This is a genomic window from Pirellulales bacterium (genome assembly GCA_033762255.1).
Lineage (GTDB): Bacteria > Planctomycetota > Planctomycetia > Pirellulales > JALHPA01 > JANRLT01.
The window spans coordinates 121,979-139,859 of sequence record JANRLT010000044.1; the positions used below are offsets into that span (position 1 = coordinate 121,979).

Below are 17,881 nucleotides of genomic sequence, written 5' to 3' on the forward strand. Positions count from 1 at the left end.
GCGGACCAAGCGCTCGGCGTCTTGGCCGCTATATTTCCAAAAAAGCCCCGGGTGCAGCAAAAATTCGCAAAAGGTGGAGGTAATCAATCCGCCCAGGATGACCGTCGCCACGGGATAAAGAATTTCCAGGCCGGGTTTTTTGCCCCCCCAGGACGATTGGCACCAGGCCGATCCCCGCGGTAAGGGCGGTCATCAAGACCGGAGCCAGACGCTCCAAACTGCCCCGCAGCACTGTCGCTTCCGAAAATTCCGCTGCTTCTTCCCGCATCAAATGAAAATAATGGGTGACTAACAAAATGCCATTACGCACGGCGATCCCCCCTAGTGAAACAAATCCCACCAAACTCGCGACGGACAAGGTCTGCCCGCTAAGGACCAGTGCCCAGACTCCCCCGATGAACGCCGTGGGAATGGCGTTAAGAATTTGCAATGTAATTCGGAATGATGGATAAAGCAGCATCAGCACCATGAAGATACCCGCGAGCGACACTACCGCCAGTCCGGTAATCATCAATGTCGCCGATCGCTGCGCTTCAAATTGGCCCCCGAATTCGAGGAAGTACCCTTCCGGCAATGGTACTTGTTGCCGCACGACACGTTCAATTTCGGCGACAGCTCCGGCCAAGTCACGCCCCGTCACATTACAGCGAATGACTTGCTTGCGGCGGGCGTTTTCGCGATTGACCAGATTGGGTCCGCTGGCCGCCGCGGGAAAATCCGCCAGGTCCTTGAGCCGCACTTGGCCGCGTCCGTTGGGCAATTCGATTCTCAAATCCTGAAGAAAATTCGGATCCGAGCGAAACTGCTCGCGCAGCTTTAAGACCAAATCAAACCGTCGTTGTCCTTCTAATATCTTAGAAACCGCCTCTCCCTTTAACGCGGTCTGCACAAAATTAGCGACATACTCCCGGCTTACCCCATGCAACGCCAATTCACTTGGCCTGAGGACCACGTGCAGTTCGTCAACTCGCTCTTGGGGATCCACAATCGGCGGCGTCACGCCCCGCACCGCGGTGAGCACCGTCCGCACGTCCGTGGCGAGCTGCCGCAATTTATCCAAATCGTCGCCATAGATTTTGACGGCGACCTGGGCATTGACCCCCGAGAGCATGTGGCTGATCAAGTGCGAGAGGGGTTGCTCGGCGTCAATTTCCACGCCGGGTACCTCGGCGCGCAACTCCGTCCTGATGTGTCGTAAAAATTCATCGCGATTAATCGCGGCGGCCGGATTCATCGTAAGAATATATTCACTTATGTTAACTGGTTCCGCGTGTTCATCCAGTTCCGCGCGACCCGTGCGGCGCACAAAATGCAGGATGGGAGCCTCTGGCCGGTTAGGAGATTTTTGCAGCGTTAGCAGTTTGCGATCAATAATCGCGGAAACTTCATTAGAGGCGGTCAAGGATGACCCGCCCGGAAGCGCGACATTGATCTGAACGCTTCCCTCATCGAATTTTGGCAAAAAATCCCCTCCCAGGCGGGATAATTGCCACGCGCTGATCCCCACCAGCGCCCACGTTAGCGCCAGCAGCTTGCCGGGGTGCCGCAAGCTGAAACAAATCAAAGGGCTAGCTCCCGCTTTGAGCCAGCTCAATAACAAACCATCCCCGCGGTGATGGGTGGCGGCAGAGCCGGCCAGCAGGTAATAAGACAATACGGGGGTGACGGTCAGCGAAACCAGGAGGGAGGCTAAAATAGAGACGATATAAGCGATACCGAGCGGCGTGAATAACCGTCCCTCGACTCCTGATAAGGCGAATAGCGGTAAAAATGCCAAGATGACGACCGCCGTGCCAAACACAATGGCGGAGCGAATTTCCCGACTGGCCTCATACACCACCACGATGCCGGGCCGCGGATTTTCCGCCGCGTCATTTTCAGAAAGCCGGCGATAGATGTTTTCCACATCCACGATGGCGTCGTCCACTAGTTCGCCCATGGCGACCGCGATTCCCCCCAGGGTCATCACGTTGATGGATAATTCCGTCCCCATCAAGATGCCGATCGCGCTAAAGACGATGGCCGTGATGAGTAGGGACAAGGGAATCGCCGTTAAAGTGATAAATGTCGTGCGCAAATTCAGCAAAAACAAGAATAGCACGATGACCACCAGCGCGGCCCCGATCAGCATCGCTTCCTCGACATAGTAAATTCCTCGATCGATAAAAGTCTTTAATTGGAATAAATCCAAATTAACGACGATATCGGCGGGCAGCGTGGATTCCAGTTCCCGCAGGGCATTTTTAACCTGGTCCGTCAGGCGACGGGTGTCGGCGTGGGGCTGTTTGACGATGGTGACCACCACGCCGGCATATCCGTCAATGCCGGCGTCGCCCCGTTTGGGGGCGGGCCCCTCCTGCACCTCGGCGACGTTTCGCAGCAATAGCGTTCGACCGGAGTTGACCTTGATCGGAATTTCCAACAGATCGGCGATGACCTGGGGTGGCTGCGGACCCAGCCGCCCAATAATTCGCACGGGGCGTTCCGTCTGGCCTTCTTCCAAAAATCCACCGCTTGTATTAAGGTTATTAGCCTTGAGGGCGGTCTCGATCTCCGTCAAGGAGACATTGTATTCCCGCAACTTTCCCGGATCGACTAAAACCTGATATTGCTTGACGTCACCCCCCATGATGATCACTTCCGCGATTCCCGGCAGCTTGAGCAAGCGGGGACGCAGGACCCAATCGGCAAATGACCGCAATTCCATGCGCCCTTTGAGTGGCGAGGGAAAAGTGACCGTGTGCGCCGTTTCATTAATCTGAAATGTCGCGGTGGATCCCTGGGCGTTCTCGGACCAAATCGCATCGGAAATTGCTTGTTTTTCCCAGTTTTCCGGAGCGTTTCGCGGTATGGTTTGCCAAACCCGCAGTTCGGGTTTTCCCTCTTTTACGGTACGCTCGGCCATTAGCCCGGCTGGCAAAAGCGGTGCCAGTTCGCCTCCCCTGGGACCCGGTCGGCGATGCAACCCGACATGCAGGATTTGGCCCATGATCGAGGCCGGGGGGGTCATTTGGGGTCGAATTCCCGGCGGCAGTGAGACCACCGCCAGGCGTTCCATGACCACTTGGCGGGCGTGGCGAATTTCCGTCCGCCAGTCGAATTCGATATAGACCACGTTCATTCCCTGGCTGGACTGGCTGCGAACCGCCTCAACCCCTGCTGCCCCCAAGAGCGCGGTCTCTAGCGGCGCGGTTACCAGTGTTTCGACTTCCTCTGGCGACAGTCCGGGACACTCGGTCAAAATAACCACGCGCGGGCGATCCAGATCGGGAAACACGTCGATTGGCATCACGGTCGTTAAGTAACCGCCATAAACCAGCACGAGCAGGCACGCGGCCAAAACCAATCCACGATAGCGCAGCGCCTGGCGAATCACCGCATTTAACATAATGTCACCTACTGTTTTCCTTCGTCTTCATTTTTATGCAGGCTGCCGTCGGCATGGATGTGATAGCCCTTGGGGATCTCGGAGGACCCTCCTTTTGCCTGTCGATTGAGCTGCGCCGCGGCCACCTGCACAATCGCCGCGAGAGTAATCACTTGTTCTCCCTTGACGTATGTTGCCAAAGCGCCGTTGTTGTCAATCACCACTTGCTGTTGATCACGATGCAATACATGCACGCTTTTTCGCTCAAACGTGTTGGCGTTTTGGGTAAAGACATAAGCTTCTGGTCCATCAAAGACGACCGCTTCGGCGGGTAGCACAAACACGTTTTGCAATTTCTCCACCTGAAGCTTTACCAGTACTTTTTGACCTGGGCGAAATCTCCAGAGCAGGCGGGGCATCTCCCCCTGGAGAATCGTCTTGGATTGATTCTCGAGGGGAATCAAAAATGAAAACGTCCGGGAGTCGGCGTCAATCGTATTTGCCAAATAACTGATTCGAGGCGTTTGGTCCAACCGGGGCCATTCGGCCTCTGGATCTTCTTGAAAATCGATCTCCACCGGCCAGCCCCGCTCGACATTTCTTTCCAGGATGGCTGTTTCATCGCGAAATGCCCGCCCCTCAATGGCCAATAACCGATGATTTGATAGGTGGCATAACGCCTGCCCAGCCGCAACTTGCTGGCCTAGCTCCACCCGTAGTTCCTGCACCTCGTACGCCCAGTTCGTATCGTTGGGCCTGTTTTGATCTGGTTCTGGGGCTGAATTTTGGCTTAAAGGGGGAGCGTCTTTCGCGGTTTCCGTCGGTGAAAGGGTGGCTGGTTCGGGGACTAAGATGGAAATCTCGTTCAGTAATTTACCTTGGGTAATGCCGACAATTTGATCGGGCGTAAACCCGCGATTCAAAAGCTCGAGCCGGTAAGCCGTGGCCGCTGTCTTCAACCTGGCAATTTCGTTCTCCACCTCAATCAATTTAGCCTGCGAAATACCCATTCCGCCCGCGGCCAACCGCTTTTGTCGGGCAACGGCTAATTCAATTTCCTGGCTAACCTTAAATAGTTCCGACTGTGTTTCCTGCAAAGATTCGCTAGCCAACCGGAGTGTCATTAACACATCACCCTGGCGGACGGTATCGCCGGGAAAATGCGCGATGCGACTGACAATGCCGGCTCCCGGCGCGACAATTTCGCGGTCGCTTACTCCAGGTCGATCCACGATCATGCCGGGAATGGAAATCGTTTTCCAATAAGACCCTGCCACCAGACGGTTAGTGGTTATCTGGAGATTTTTTTGCGCTTGGTCCCCGACGATAAATTTAGCAATCGCCGGGGAAGCTTTCGCCATCGAATCACTGGCCGGGCCAACGCTTTCTTTGGCCGTTGGCGGCAACCACTCTGCCTGATAAAAATACCCGGCGATTCCAATCCCCGACAGCAGGCTGGCAATCAGCAACATTCGCCAATAGTAATAAGATGGATTCATCGATCTTTCGCGGTGAAGCGGAAAAGTAACCTGAATTGAAACAACCTGTGCTGTCCGTCCGAAATGCTTTCAAGAGTAAAACGCGATACGAGCGTTCGAGTATTGCAAAAATCGCTTGCCAGCGCCGCGCGAACCCAATTTCCCTGCGACCGCCATCGAGCCTAAGAAATCATGGGTCTTCTGTTTTAGCGACGTTTTTTCTGCGGAATTACAAAATAAATCGCTAGCCAACGGCGGGAGCGGCCGTAAGCATGGATTTGCGTCCCGCGGCTGATCAGTCCCACTTAAGCCGGTTGCTTTGACAGCACAGAGGCCAGTATTTTACCCCGGGACATATGTGCAAAACGCCAACTCCACCAGGCTATGGCATAGCCGGGACTAAATGCGGAGAGACCGCAATTCTAAGAAGCGCGCGCAGTGAGGCGCGCAAAGTTTATTCGTAGAGACGATATCGAAAATCAATGGTTGGCCAGGGGCAATGCTGGGAAAACCACCCCGGCAGGCAACGTCCATGCTAATGGCACGGGATAAAACATCATCAATCCCCTTTACTTTGGCCGTCGGACGGCAGAGCGAATTGATTGGAAAATAAATCGCGTCATCATCATGGCACAAAAAATGATCCAATTCGGCGAGAGCAGCCGATCGCTCATCAGCCAGCATGCTATCTGTGGATTCGTCATCAACGGCAAACGTTGATTGCGAACTGGAATTGTGTTGCCGGGTTCCCCGCCTGCCAAAATCATGCTGATGCCCATGCTCCCGTTCGTGGGCGTGCCAATCTCCCATCAGCCAAGAAAGATGAATATGCGGTGCCTGATGCGCGGTCGAGTCAGGCAGGCCCCCGTGGATGTGGGCGGACTGGACCAATTGACCACAGAGGAACCCGATCCAGGCGAGAATAGCTAACAATCTAATGATCATAAATTGGGCTTTACTTTTTTCCTGCTTGCGGATTTTCCAAGTTCCGCTGATTAAAAAAGCATTTCTTCCGCCATGCCAGCAAATGTTTGAACTCACATTCTAGTATCACTGTTTTTTAGTGTTTAATCTACGTCATTTTACTGACAACCCGCGTTTCTCGTCTTTTTGAATTATTAATATTGACTTTTCCCCTCACGGGGGTTGGCATGAAACAGCCATCCATCAAAACAGAGGGCTACTCGCAAAAAAGATAAATCATTAAATCCAAATGCATTTTAAGAATCTTTAAAACAGTAAAATAGCATAATCCACAAGCCAGTATTGGCTACCGTCTAGGCCCGCCAAACATACGTTACTAATAAAAAAGCCAAGCATTTCTCACAATTCGTGCGCCCAATTGAGGACATTTTTGTACTTTTTGTTTACGCTAGCTGAAGTGAATTTCACTTGTGATGTGGGAGTAGCTAGTGGAAACGCAAGGCAAGAATGGGCCTTGGCTTTGATAGAAATGACTCTGTTCAACAGTTCATTCTGGATTAGTCGGCATAGCCCCATATTTGCCTCATCGGGCCTTTTTTTGACAATTCTGGGGATTTATGTCATCGAATCATTGGGGACGCGGACTGGCGGCATCGGTCATTTCTTTTGCAATTGCTTGCATTGGTCAATTTCCCGCTTACGGCCAGGACCTGCTGAACGATAACATCCCTTTTGCCGCTTATAATTTGAAATTGCGCCCCTATGTGACCATGCCCAATGGGCAGCGGAACATCATCTCCATGACGACGCGGCCGGACGATGACCGGTTGTATGTTACCACCCAAGAAGGCAAGATCTTTGCCGTGGAAGAAAACGCCCAGGGTCAGACGCAACTGGTCGAGTGGTTCAACATGCGGGCCGCGGTGCAGGCGGCCACGGGCCGGGACCTGAATTACCAAAATTTTGCGCATGGAGGCTTGCGGAATGTCTCTTTTCACCCAGAATTTGCAACCAACGGCAAGTTTTATACCTCCGCCATGGAAAACCGTCCCGCCAACACCGCCGGACATAACTATCTGGGCAATAGCGTCAGCAATGTCGCCGCCGATAGCGCAGTGGTGGAATGGACCTACAACCACCAAACAGGCCAGGTTGTCACCAATAGCTACCGCGAGTTGTTTCGCGTGAACATGCCGGTCTATGACCACCCGGTCAAGCAGATGAAGTTTAACAAGCATGCCGTGCCGGGGGATGAGGATTACGGCAAGTTGTATATCACCCATGGCGATGCCAGCGTCCAGTCGGCCACGGCGGGAGGGGGCCAAAACCGCAACGACGCCCTGGGGAAGGTCCTGCGGATTGACCCGCTACAGGCCGGCAACCAGCGCTACACCACGCCGGGGAATCCTTTTAATAATGATCCAAGTACCCTGGACGAAATTTACGCCCTCGGCTTTCGCAATCCGCATAATTTGGCCTTTGCCAAGGATGCCACCAATCAATCCAAACTGATCGTAGTCGATATCGGCCGCGATAATATGGAAGAGGTCAACCTGATCGAAGCTGGGGGGAATTATGGCTGGTCCAATCGCGAAGGGACGTTTGTCCATCTGCCGGGCGGGGGGTACATCAATGGCGTCGCCCCGCTCCCCGCTAATGAGGCCAGCCTGGGCTATATTTATCCCGCGGCGCAGTTTGACCACGACGCCATCACCGGCCAGGGATTTGTGGGCGTGGCGGTCGCTGGCTCGCACGTGATTGCCAACGGCAGCGATCCCAATCTGCAGGGGCAGTACATCTTTGGCGATTTTGGCCAAACGGGCAAAATTTACACCGCCAAGTTTGACGACATGCTGGACGCCGTGACCAAGCTGGACCCGCTGGATCCCACGCGGGACCATCCCTCGGAACTGACCCAAGCGCCGATTAGCCAATTGCGGTTGGAATTTGACCATGACAACAATCCCCTGACCCCGGCGCTGCTGCACGACACATTCACGTCGTTGATTGGAAACTCTCGCACTGATTTGCGGTTTGGCGAAGGGGACGCGGGGGAATTGTATTTGTCCAGCAAGCGGAATGGCACGATCTATCTGGCGACCAACACGGTGCCGGAACCTTCGGCGCTGGCGCTGGTTGCTTTCGCGTTGTGTGCAGGAACTGTTGCCCGAAAATCCTGGTTAAAAAAGTAGGTCCTGTCCGCCGGACTGGACTTCTGCAATTGGAAATTATGGTAGCTCCCACATCTATTAGGGCTTGAGTGTGCGGGCAATTTCCAAATGCTTCTCACTATCCATGGTTTGCTCGCCCAACCATCACACATTCTTTTTATCGCGCTACGCACCAAGGGGGCAGAATTTACTAGCGCACAGCTTACTATGGGCTATCTGTTTTCCCGCTGGCTGTCAATTTCGGCCAGCATGTCCCGCACTTGCAGGCAGTCTTTTACGCCCGGAATTGACAAATTGTCATTTCGACCGGTGGTTGACATTTGCAGCGACTCGATCTGAAACAGTCGCATAAAGTAGCTTTGAGAGACGGTGTAATCCACAATCGAGCGAAAATGCAATTTGCGGTCGGTGAAAATTTCCGAGTGTTGGCGAATGCGCAAGAATGCTCCTTCCACCGTGAGGGACAGAGTGTAGGCGTAGCGCGCGCAATAAAAATACACACATCCAAAGTACCCACTTAAGGCGATTAACAGTGATATACCCACCCCTGTGCCGATGCACCTCAGCACAAAGAGTAGGGTGTCGAAGTTGAACTCGCCGGTTCGTTCAAGCGTTTTGATACTGCTGGTAAAGCCTATCAAAGCGCCAAAGATCAACAGCGGAGTGAAATAGAATAAATATTTTACACGCAGATACTTTCTCAAACGGTCGCGATCAATTTCAATCGTCAGGTTTTCCGGATACGGGATGTCAGTTTGAGTGTTCATGTTTTTACAAGTGTTGTTCCGATCAAAAGCAAATGGCTTTCCCGTGTATTCGCGGAATTTCTTCAAATATTTCGACAATTCCAACCCTCGGTTTTCGTTTTAACCGTAACAACGCATTTTTAACGGCTCTTTCGTCGCAAATCGTAGTTCAGCCAAGGCTCCCTTGTCTCTCCCGCAAGGCCGCGGCACAATGAGTTTTTCTGGGGAGGTATTCTCCCGGTCATTTCCCGCTGGGCTATCCTTTGACTTTCGCGTGTGCCTGATGAACAATTTACCCGTGCGGCTTTTCCTGGCTTGCGTCGGCTTGTTGGGCGGGAGTCTCTGCCTGTGGGGCGCCGATGACGTGTTGACCCGCACGTATCCCGGGTCCGACAAACCGGGGGAACTGACCTGCGAGGCCAACTATTACCTCTGGCTGCCGCCAAACGCCAAAACGATTCGCGGGATCATCGTTCATCAGCATGGCTGCGGCGACGGGGCGGAACGGGGCTGTCTCGAAGCCGCCCGCGATCAACACTGGCGGGCACTTGCCGCCAAGTGGGACTGCGCGCTCCTGGGTACGTCCTATCGCGCGGGGGACGCCAACTGCGCCGCCTGGTCCGACCCGGCCCGCGGCTCGCAGGCGCGATTTTTACAGGCACTAAGCGACTTTGCCGCCAATACCAAACATCCGGAACTGGCCACGGCCCCCTGGTGTCTGTGGGGGCATAGTGGCGGAGCATGGTGGGCCAGCAATATGCTAGCGCGGCAGCCAGAGCGGTGCGTGGCCGTCTGGCTGCGCAGCGGGAGCGCTTTTGGCCCGCCACGGGAGGACAAGCAGCAAGCCCCGGCCGTGCCGGAGGCCGCCTACCGCGTGCCCGTGATGTGCAATCCGGGTGAAAAGGAACGCAACGACGAACGATTTCATAATGCTTACAATGCAAATGCGTTTATGTTTGTCGAATGGCGAAAACAAGGGGCGCTGATCGGCTTTGCCGCGGAGCCAAATTGCAACCACGAGTGCGGCCAGTCCCGGTACCTGGCCATTCCCTGGTTCGACGCGATCCTGGCCGCCCGGTTGCCAGATAAACCAACCGAGCCGCTGAAAACGATCGCCGAGCATACTGGCTGGTTAGCCCCTTTCGGTAGTTGCATTGCGGTTCCCCCCGACAAGTACACCGGGGATATGGCGCATTCGATATGGCTCCCAAATTCCGCCATCGCCCAAAAGTGGTGCGAATATGTGCAAAGCGGGTCGGTCAGCGACACCACTCCGCCACCGCCTCCGGCCAATGTCAAGCTGGCCGGGAAATTACTTTCCTGGCGGGCGGACGCCGACCTGGATAGCGGCTTGCGGGGATTTAGTATCTTGCAAAATGGAAAGGAAATCGCCCGTCTGCCTGAAAAGCAAGAGTCAACCACCCTCTTTCAAGGATTGACCTATCACGACACACCCCTGCAGCCCTGTCCCGTCATGGAATACACCCTGGCGGATCCCACGGGTGAAATCCGCCTGATCAGCCACAACACCGTCGGCCTAGCGTCAGAACCAAGCTTGCCCGCCCTACGGGACTAGGGTGGCTGATGACGGATACAACAGGCGGGAGAAGACAGGTGGGAGGCGGGACAAGCAATGGACAGAAATTTCACCATTTTTCGCTGCAAATTCCCCACGACCAATTCACGTCAAATTCCGAATGCAAAACCATTGCGGATGTACCGTAAACTCTTAAAATTCGCTCAACTCCTCCAATTTAGCTGAACTTTTTGCCTAATTTGGGCGACTCAGGTTGTCAGGCCCGTCTTGCACAGGTAACAATGAATGAACCTGCGGCGGTATTTGCCAGCTCCCACTTTTAGCCCCCTTCGAGGGTTTCGTTTTATGTTGCATCGACGTCAATTGTTGCAAAATACGTTAGGCGCGTTGGCCGCGGTTTCCGCCAGCGGCTTGGTGGGGGGATTGCCGACTGCTTCGGCCTACGACGAAAAGCAATACGAACGAATCGTGAATGGCGGGTGTGACTGGATCGCCAAAACCCAAAGTAACTCCGGGGGCTGGACCGGTGCCCAAAGTTCTTACCCCACGGCCATGACCGCGCTCGCCGGAATGGCCCTTATTTGCCACGGCTCCACCACCACCCAGGGGAAATACTCCGGCGCCTTGCGCAAATGCGTGGATTACCTTTGTGCCAAGTCCCGCTCCAATGGGCTGATCGGCGATCCCAAATCCGACGACCGCTACACCTATGGGCATGGCTACGCGATGATGTTTCTCTCCCAAGTCCTCGGGGAGGAAGAAGACATTCAACGCCGCCAGGAATTGACCGAAGTGCTAAAGGCTTCCGTCAAGTTTTGCATTCAGGCGCAGACCTCTTCTGGCGGCTGGGGGTATGTGAGCGCCAAAGAGGGGGGGGACTTTGACGAAGGCTCCACCACCATCACCCAGGTGCAGGGGTTGCGCGGCTGCCGGAACGCGGGAATTCCCGTGCCCAAGGAAGCGATCGACAAGGCGATCAAATACATTCAAAAGTGTACCTTGTCGGACGGGGGGGTACAGTACAGCGCCAAGACCGGCGGCGGGGGGCGGCCCCCGATCTCGGCGGCGGCGATTGCGTGCCTGTACAATGCCGGTGATTATGACGACAAGCTGGTCCCCAAGATGCTAGAGTATGTGAAAAAGCATTATCAAAGCGTGGGGAGCGATAACGACGGGCACTGGCATTACGCCCATTATTACTACGCGCAGGTTGTTTATCGCGAAGGGGGTAAGCTATGGCAGGAATACCGCGATAAGATGTACGTGCGGCTGATGAACGAGGCCAAGTCCGACGGCAAGGTGCATTACTGGGACCAGGGGTATATTGGCCCGATCTATACGACTTCGATCAACCTGACGATCTTGCAACTGGAAAAGGCGTACTTGCCGCTATATCAGCGGTAGGGAGAGTCAATTAAGAATTACGAATGAAGAATAGGGTGCCAAAATTTATTCTGTATTCAATATTTTTTGGTACCTGTCATTTACAATGCATCGGCACTTCATTGCTAGGTCACATTGCCAGCAAAACAAACGGCGGGGAAGCGAACTTCCCCGCCGCTTTGTATTTTTAACTAGATGACTGGCAGCCGCGGCACAGACTAAAATCCCTTGGCGATCACATGCTTGAGCAGGTCGCACACGCGCAGGCTATAGCCCCATTCGTTGTCGTACCAACTAACCAGTTTAAAGAACTTCTTGTTCAGTTCGATCCCCGAACCCGCGTCAAAGATCGAGCTAGCCGCGCAGTGAATAAAATCGCTGCTCACGACTTCGTCGGTGGTGTGGTACAAAATCCCATTGAGATAGGTTTCACTCGCTTTCTTCATCGCGGCGGAAATCTCGGCGTAGCTGGTCTCTTTGACCGTCTTTACCGTCAAGTCCACCACCGATACCGTGGGGGTCGGCACGCGAAACGCCATCCCCGTGAGCTTGCCTTTGACCTCTGGACAAACCAGGGCCACGGCTTTGGCGGCGCCTGTGGTGCTAGGAATGATATTCTGGGCGGCGGCACGTCCCCCCTTCCAATCCTTTTTGCTGGGGCCGTCCACGGTTTTTTGCGTGGCGGTGTAGCTGTGGACCGTAGTCATCAGCCCTTCGTCAATGCCAAAACCTTCTTTAAGTAGCACATGCACCAGGGGCGCCAGGCAATTCGTGGTGCAACTGGCGTTGCTGATGATATTGTGTGACTTGGGGTCGTATTTGTCATGATTGACCCCCATCACCACCGTGATGTCCTCGTTCTTGGCCGGGGCGGAGATAATGACTTTCTTGGCTCCGGCGGTGATGTGCCCTTTGGCTTTTTCCGCCTCGGTAAATAAGCCCGTCGATTCGATGACGATGTCCACGCCCATGGCCTTCCAGGGCAATTCGGCGGGGGATTTGGCGCTAACGACATGCATGTCGTCGCCGTTGACGGTCAAGACATCGTCATCGGCCTTATCGGGGGATGATTTGCGGGAGGTTATTTCTCCCTTGAATTGCCCTTGGGTGGTGTCGTATTTGACCAGATAGCCCAGGTTATCCGCGGGGACAATATCACCCACGGCGACTACATCAATATCCTTGCCGATCATTCCCTGTTCTTGCATGGCGCGGTAGACCAACCGACCGATGCGGCCAAACCCATTGATAGCGACTTTGACTGGCACACCAAACTCCTTTGTTATGAAGCAGTTGCAAAAAATGTAGAGGCTATGCTTGGCCCTCCCCCCGAATGGTGGCAGGGCGTTATGACTATCACCATAAACTGCGTGGATTATATCGGGGCCAGGCCGGGACGGCAATTGGCCCTGCCGGAATTGCCCCCGCCCGCCGCCAAGAAAAAAACTCGCTGTAACTTGCGGAATCAAGTTAATCCGAGCAAAATCAAAAGGGCTTTTTGCCGGGGCTAAATCCGTTGCTGTTTTTTTGTCGTTTTACAACAGGAGTCGCTCATGAATCGGACATTTTTTGCGTTTTCATTGGCCTTGTGGGGAGCCAGCTGGGCTTGCTTTGTCCAAACCGGCCGCGCAGGGACATTTACGCTGGATCCAGATAATTATGCCCCGCAGACCGACCTGCGCACGATCGATCCCAATGTAACGTTGCGGGTCATTGTGAACGAGACCTTTCCCACCCCTTTTGCCGTTACCGCCAATCCGGACGAGAACAACTCCACCAGCCCGCACGTCTTTGGCCATGCGAACGTTCCCTTTTGGAATGAGAATCGCCGGTTGGAAATGAATTTTAACGCCCCCACCACCAATGTGCAGATCGACTTTATCGGAGCGAGCATCTTTAGTGATTACATTGGTCAGTTGGATGTATACAGCGGCCCAACACTCTTGTTTAGTTACCAGACGCCTCCGCTGGGAGATAACGAAATCCGCACGCTGACCGCTTATCGCGCTGGGGGAGACATCACCCGCGCGGTCGCCTATACCCCAGTCAACGGCAATTCTCCCTTTATGCGGCTCGATCACTTGGTTTATTCAACCGTTCCCGAGCCATCCACCTGGTGCCTGGGCGTGCTGGGCCTGGGGGGAATGTTGGCCTTTGCATGGAATCGTACGGCTAAGCCGCAGAGTCGATCGGTTAAACCGCAGAGGCACTGAGTCCGCCGAAAATTTCACGGAAAAGAGATCCCGCAAAAGATGTGGTCGTGAAATAGTTGGCCGTGGATAAGCACTGAGTGACGGGGGGGGCATGAGGAATTTCCCCCCCCGCTGCCGACCGTTTTTGTGGCAATTCGTGCAGAGTTATTTAGCCACGGATTTTCACTGATGAAACACGGATAATTGATGTCTTATCTGTGTTTGAATCCGTGCCAATCCGTGACTATAAAGTTTCAGCTGCTTTGGTAAGTGGCAGCCTTACGGGGGCAATAACGCGTTTTTACCCCCCGACATCCATCCCCTAGCCTAGTTTCCCTTGGGCTTGCAGGTAGGCGATGACCTCGTCGGCCAGGGCTTCGGCGGTTTTTTTGCCGCCGTCCAGGGTCAGTTCGGGTTTGGCAGGGGCTTCGTAGGGATCATCAATCCCCGTAAAGCCCTTGATCTCGCCCGCGCGGGCTTTTTTATACAGGCCCTTGGGGTCGCGCTGTTCGCAAATTTCAATCGGTGTGTCGACAAAAATCTCGATAAAGTCGCCCGGTTGCATCTTGGCTCGAATGGCGTCCCGATCCTTACGATAAGGGCTAATAAAAGCGGTCAAGGCCACAATACCAGCGCTAGCAAACAACTCCCCCACCGCGCCAATCCGGCGGATGTTTTCCTCGCGATCCTGGGCGGAAAAACCCAACCCAAACCGCTTGGCAAATTCCTCTCCATGGCGTTCCTTTAGTCCGGCGGGGGCAGCGTTGAGGCCCAGGCGGACGTTGTCTCCATCCAGCACAAAGCTATGTTTGCCCAGTTGGTGCAGTTTGTGATCGACCAGATTGGCGATGGTGCTTTTGCCGCACGCGCTCAAGCCGGTAAACCAAACCACACACCCTTTGTTCTTATTCAAAGCCTCGCGTTCAGGGCGGGTCACACTGTGTTCGTGCCAATGCAGATGGACTTTTTCGTCAGCCATTCCCAGTAACTCCTGTGCTGCGCCATTCAGGCGACAAGTCAATAAATAAAATGCCCCAAGTAACGTCAACTAAAAATAGCGGCAAGTCCGGCAGAGGAAATCATCGAGCCTCTGCCAATCAGATGAAAATCCCACGAAAATGCTAGTATTTTGCCACCGTCAACGGATCAATCATAAGAAAATCTGAATTGGCCGAATAGGGGGAAAATGCCCGTTTTACCCCGATAAAACGATGTTTGATTTTGTGCCAAGGAGTGTGTCATAATTAGGGTTTCTGCGGAGCAAGTAGAGTCTGCCTTCCCTCGCAAGCCGACAGCCCGCGGCGTCAGCAATGTAAAAACTTAGCCCGAAGCGTCAGCAAGGGAGCTTGATTCAGCCCGTAGCGTCAGCAAGGAACAAAGTTGCGAAATTTCGTTGCGGGAACTCTACCCATATACGATAATGAGCAGTTCATCCCCCGCCACGGCGTGAGGATGGCCCCGCCCGCGATCCCCTCTCCGTCAAAACCGTGCCACTTGCCCGGTTCCCTACCCTCCTGTGATCGGGATTTTGTGATGCTAGCTTTTCAGCAAAATTCCCCTCCCTGTAGCGGAACTTGCCAAAGTTCCAAGGCACCTTTCCGGAATTCTGGCGAATTCCGCTACGCTCCAGCTCTTCGTAGTTCCGGACTGCTCCCATTTTGCATCACGGCGTTGTTGTTGATTCTGGGGGAAATACTTTCCCCGAATGCATACGGTCAAGAACTCTCCGCCACAACGGAAACTAGTGCCCCGCCCCGCTTTGATACTGACGTCATGGCTGTCCTTTCCAAGGCGGGTTGTAACATGGGTGCCTGCCACGGCAATCAAAACGGCAAAGGCGGGTTCAAGCTATCCCTACGGGGCCAGGACGCCGCATTTGACTTTCACGCTATCGCCCGCGAATTTGCCGGTCGACGGGTGAATGCCTTTGACCCCGACGCTAGCTTGCTCCTGCAAAAACCGAGCATGGCCGTCGCGCACGAAGGAGGGATGCGGCTCCGTCCCGATAGCCTGGAATATGATATTTTGCGCAAGTGGATCGCCGCCGGGGCGCAGGCGGATTCGGGGGATTTACCCACGGTCCGCGGATTGCACGCGACGCCCCAAGATTCTATCCTGACCGCTCCTCAAAGTAGCATACCACTGAATGTCCAGGTCGAATGGTCCGATGGCCGCGTGACCGATGTCACCCGCCTGGCTTGTTACGAAACATCCGATCCCCGGGTAAAAATCACGCCCACAGGTGTGGTCGAATTTGTGGAGCCTGGCGAAGCGACGATTTTGGTCAGATACTTGGATGTGCAGCAACCGGTGCGAGTGGCACAAATTCCCAACCGATCGGACTTTGTGTGGCAGGCTCCACCGGGGGAAGGGGCCAACCTGGTTGATCGCCATATCGAACAGCGCCTCAAAGCCCTGCGGATCAACCCCAGCCTCCCGTGCGCCGATCATGAATTTATCCGCCGCGCCACGCTGGACTTATTAGGCATTCTCCCCACCACGGCCGAGGTTCAGGCGTTTCTGGCTGACTCCGCGACGGATAAACGGGAAAAACTAATCGACTCGCTGTTGCAGCGGCCCGAATTTGCCGAATCTTGGGCGACGAAATGGGCGGACATTTTGCGGGTGGAAGAAAAGTACTTGGATAGTAAAGGGGTGCGGGCGACATACGAGTATTTGCGCGGCAGCTTGGCCGCGAATAAGCCGCTGGACCAGCTTTGCCGCGAACTGGTCAGCACAACCGGCAGTACGTACGACCAGCCGGCTTCCAACTATTACCGCGCGCTCCGCGACCCTATTAGCCGGGCCGAGGCCACCGCGCAGGTCTTTTTAGGCATTCGGTTGCAATGCGCCAAATGCCACAATCATCCGTTCGACCGCTGGACACAAGAAGACTATTACCGCTGGACCGCGGTCTTTAGCCGGATCGACTACGACATATTAAAAAATCTCCGCCGCGACGATAACGACAAGCACGAATTCATTGGCGAGCAAATTGTCAAAGAGACCAAGTCCGGCGAGGTGACCAACCCCCTCACGCAGCAGCCAGCCGAGCCGCGGTTTTTGGGGGGGGCGGATGCACTGCCGCAAAATGAATCCCGCCTGGCCACACTGGGCCAGTGGCTAACCGCGCGGGACAATCGCCAGTTCGCCCGCGCGCTGGCCAACCGGATTTGGTTTTATCTGCTGGGACAGGGGTTGGTGGAGCCGGTGGATGACTTTCGCGCGGCCAATCCCGCGACACACCCCGAACTGCTGGAAGCGCTGGCGGACGAGTTGATCAACTCCGGCTATGATTTACGGCGCTTTATCACATTAGTCATGCGGTCCCAAACTTACCAACGTTCTTACCTGACCAATGCCTCCAACTCCGGGGATGAAGGGCACTACGCCCGCACTATTCCCCGGCGGTTGCCCGCGGAGGCGCTCTTGGACGCGATCTGCCAGGTTACCGGATCAAGCATCGATTGGGCGGGCCAACCAGACGGCACCCGCGCGGCCCAGCGGGCGGGAGTGGGGACGCGGCGCAAGCGGGCCGAAAGCGGTGATGTCGAAAAATTTCTCAAATCGTTTGGCAAGCCGCCGCGCTTGACGAACTGCGAGTGCGAACGATCCTCCGCGGGAACAATTGGCCAATCATTACAACTGCTCAGCGGGCCGCTTCTACAGGAACTGCTGGCCGACCCGGACAACCGGCTTTCCACTTGGCTCCAGAACGGCAAATCCCCGGAAGAGATCATTAACGAACTGTGGTGGACCGCGCTTTCTCGTCCCCCCACGCAGGCGGAACTGACGCAGGCTCTCGCTCATTGGCACAGACAAGAAGACCCGCGGCGGACGCTAGAAGATTTTGCCTGGGCACTGATCAACTCGCACGAATTTTGGTTCAGGCGGTGAATCACTCAGCCCGCAGCGTCAGCAAGGTAGTGAAACTCAGCCCGCCGCGTCAGCAAGGGACTCAGCCGCCGCGTTAGCCAGGAACCGCAGCCCGCAGTCGGGAGAGAGAATATGAGATTTGAAATTTAAGATCAATCTGAGATTAACGATTAAAATTCATCATCCGTAAAAATCCGTCCCCTCCGT

The 17,881-nt window shown here is 54.7% G+C and carries 11 protein-coding genes; 5 read left to right on the forward strand and 6 right to left on the reverse strand.

Going from position 1 to position 17,881, the window contains the following annotated elements:
• Nucleotides 1-28 precede the first annotated feature (28 nt).
• The 3 genes from SFX18_12800 to SFX18_12810 form a co-directional block, all read right to left on the reverse strand.
• A complete protein-coding gene (locus SFX18_12800; GenBank protein MDX1964026.1) occupies nucleotides 29-3,388 on the reverse strand; it encodes an efflux RND transporter permease subunit in 3,360 nt (1,119 codons plus the stop codon).
• 8 nt (nucleotides 3,389-3,396) lie between these two features.
• Nucleotides 3,397-4,866, reverse strand: coding sequence for an MchE protein (locus tag SFX18_12805; protein ID MDX1964027.1), 1,470 nt, complete (start codon nucleotides 4,864-4,866; stop codon nucleotides 3,397-3,399).
• A 378-nt stretch (nucleotides 4,867-5,244) separates the two neighbouring features.
• Nucleotides 5,245-5,778 (reverse strand): hypothetical protein, encoded by a 534-nt coding sequence (locus SFX18_12810; protein MDX1964028.1) that lies wholly within the window; start codon nucleotides 5,776-5,778, stop codon nucleotides 5,245-5,247.
• 608 nt (nucleotides 5,779-6,386) lie between these two features.
• Between SFX18_12810 and SFX18_12815 the strand changes: the two genes are divergently transcribed.
• Complete coding sequence (locus SFX18_12815) at nucleotides 6,387-7,961, forward strand: PQQ-dependent sugar dehydrogenase (GenBank protein MDX1964029.1); 1,575 nt, start codon at nucleotides 6,387-6,389, stop codon at nucleotides 7,959-7,961.
• Nucleotides 7,962-8,152: 191 nt separating this feature from the next.
• On the opposite strand, the gene SFX18_12820 is transcribed toward SFX18_12815, so the two are convergent.
• On the reverse strand, nucleotides 8,153-8,707 hold the full coding sequence (locus tag SFX18_12820) for a hypothetical protein (GenBank protein MDX1964030.1): 555 nt from the start codon (nucleotides 8,705-8,707) through the stop codon (nucleotides 8,153-8,155).
• Nucleotides 8,708-8,969: 262 nt separating this feature from the next.
• On the opposite strand from SFX18_12820, the gene SFX18_12825 reads away from it, so the two are divergent.
• Together SFX18_12825 and SFX18_12830 are read left to right on the forward strand one after the other, a co-directional pair.
• The gene (locus SFX18_12825) at nucleotides 8,970-10,262 is read left to right on the forward strand and encodes a hypothetical protein (protein ID MDX1964031.1); all 1,293 of its coding nucleotides are present in this window, start codon (nucleotides 8,970-8,972) and stop codon (nucleotides 10,260-10,262) included.
• A gap of 306 nt (nucleotides 10,263-10,568) precedes the next feature.
• Nucleotides 10,569-11,627 (forward strand): prenyltransferase/squalene oxidase repeat-containing protein, encoded by a 1,059-nt coding sequence (locus tag SFX18_12830; protein MDX1964032.1) that lies wholly within the window; start codon nucleotides 10,569-10,571, stop codon nucleotides 11,625-11,627.
• Nucleotides 11,628-11,824: 197 nt separating this feature from the next.
• Here SFX18_12830 and gap read toward each other — a convergent pair whose 3' ends face one another.
• Nucleotides 11,825-12,874 carry a type I glyceraldehyde-3-phosphate dehydrogenase gene (gene gap / locus SFX18_12835; protein MDX1964033.1) on the reverse strand — a complete coding sequence of 350 codons (1,050 nt, stop codon included), beginning with the start codon at nucleotides 12,872-12,874 and terminating at the stop codon, nucleotides 11,825-11,827.
• Nucleotides 12,875-13,159: 285 nt separating this feature from the next.
• On the opposite strand from gap, the gene SFX18_12840 reads away from it, so the two are divergent.
• Nucleotides 13,160-13,819 (forward strand): PEP-CTERM sorting domain-containing protein, encoded by a 660-nt coding sequence (locus SFX18_12840; protein MDX1964034.1) that lies wholly within the window; start codon nucleotides 13,160-13,162, stop codon nucleotides 13,817-13,819.
• A gap of 301 nt (nucleotides 13,820-14,120) precedes the next feature.
• Here SFX18_12840 and cysC read toward each other — a convergent pair whose 3' ends face one another.
• Complete coding sequence (gene cysC / locus SFX18_12845; protein MDX1964035.1) at nucleotides 14,121-14,777, reverse strand: adenylyl-sulfate kinase; 657 nt, start codon at nucleotides 14,775-14,777, stop codon at nucleotides 14,121-14,123.
• 794 nt (nucleotides 14,778-15,571) lie between these two features.
• Between cysC and SFX18_12850 the strand changes: the two genes are divergently transcribed.
• Entirely contained in the window at nucleotides 15,572-17,695 is a 2,124-nt protein-coding gene (locus SFX18_12850; protein ID MDX1964036.1) for a DUF1549 and DUF1553 domain-containing protein, read from the forward strand.
• Nucleotides 17,696-17,881: the final 186 nt, after the last annotated feature.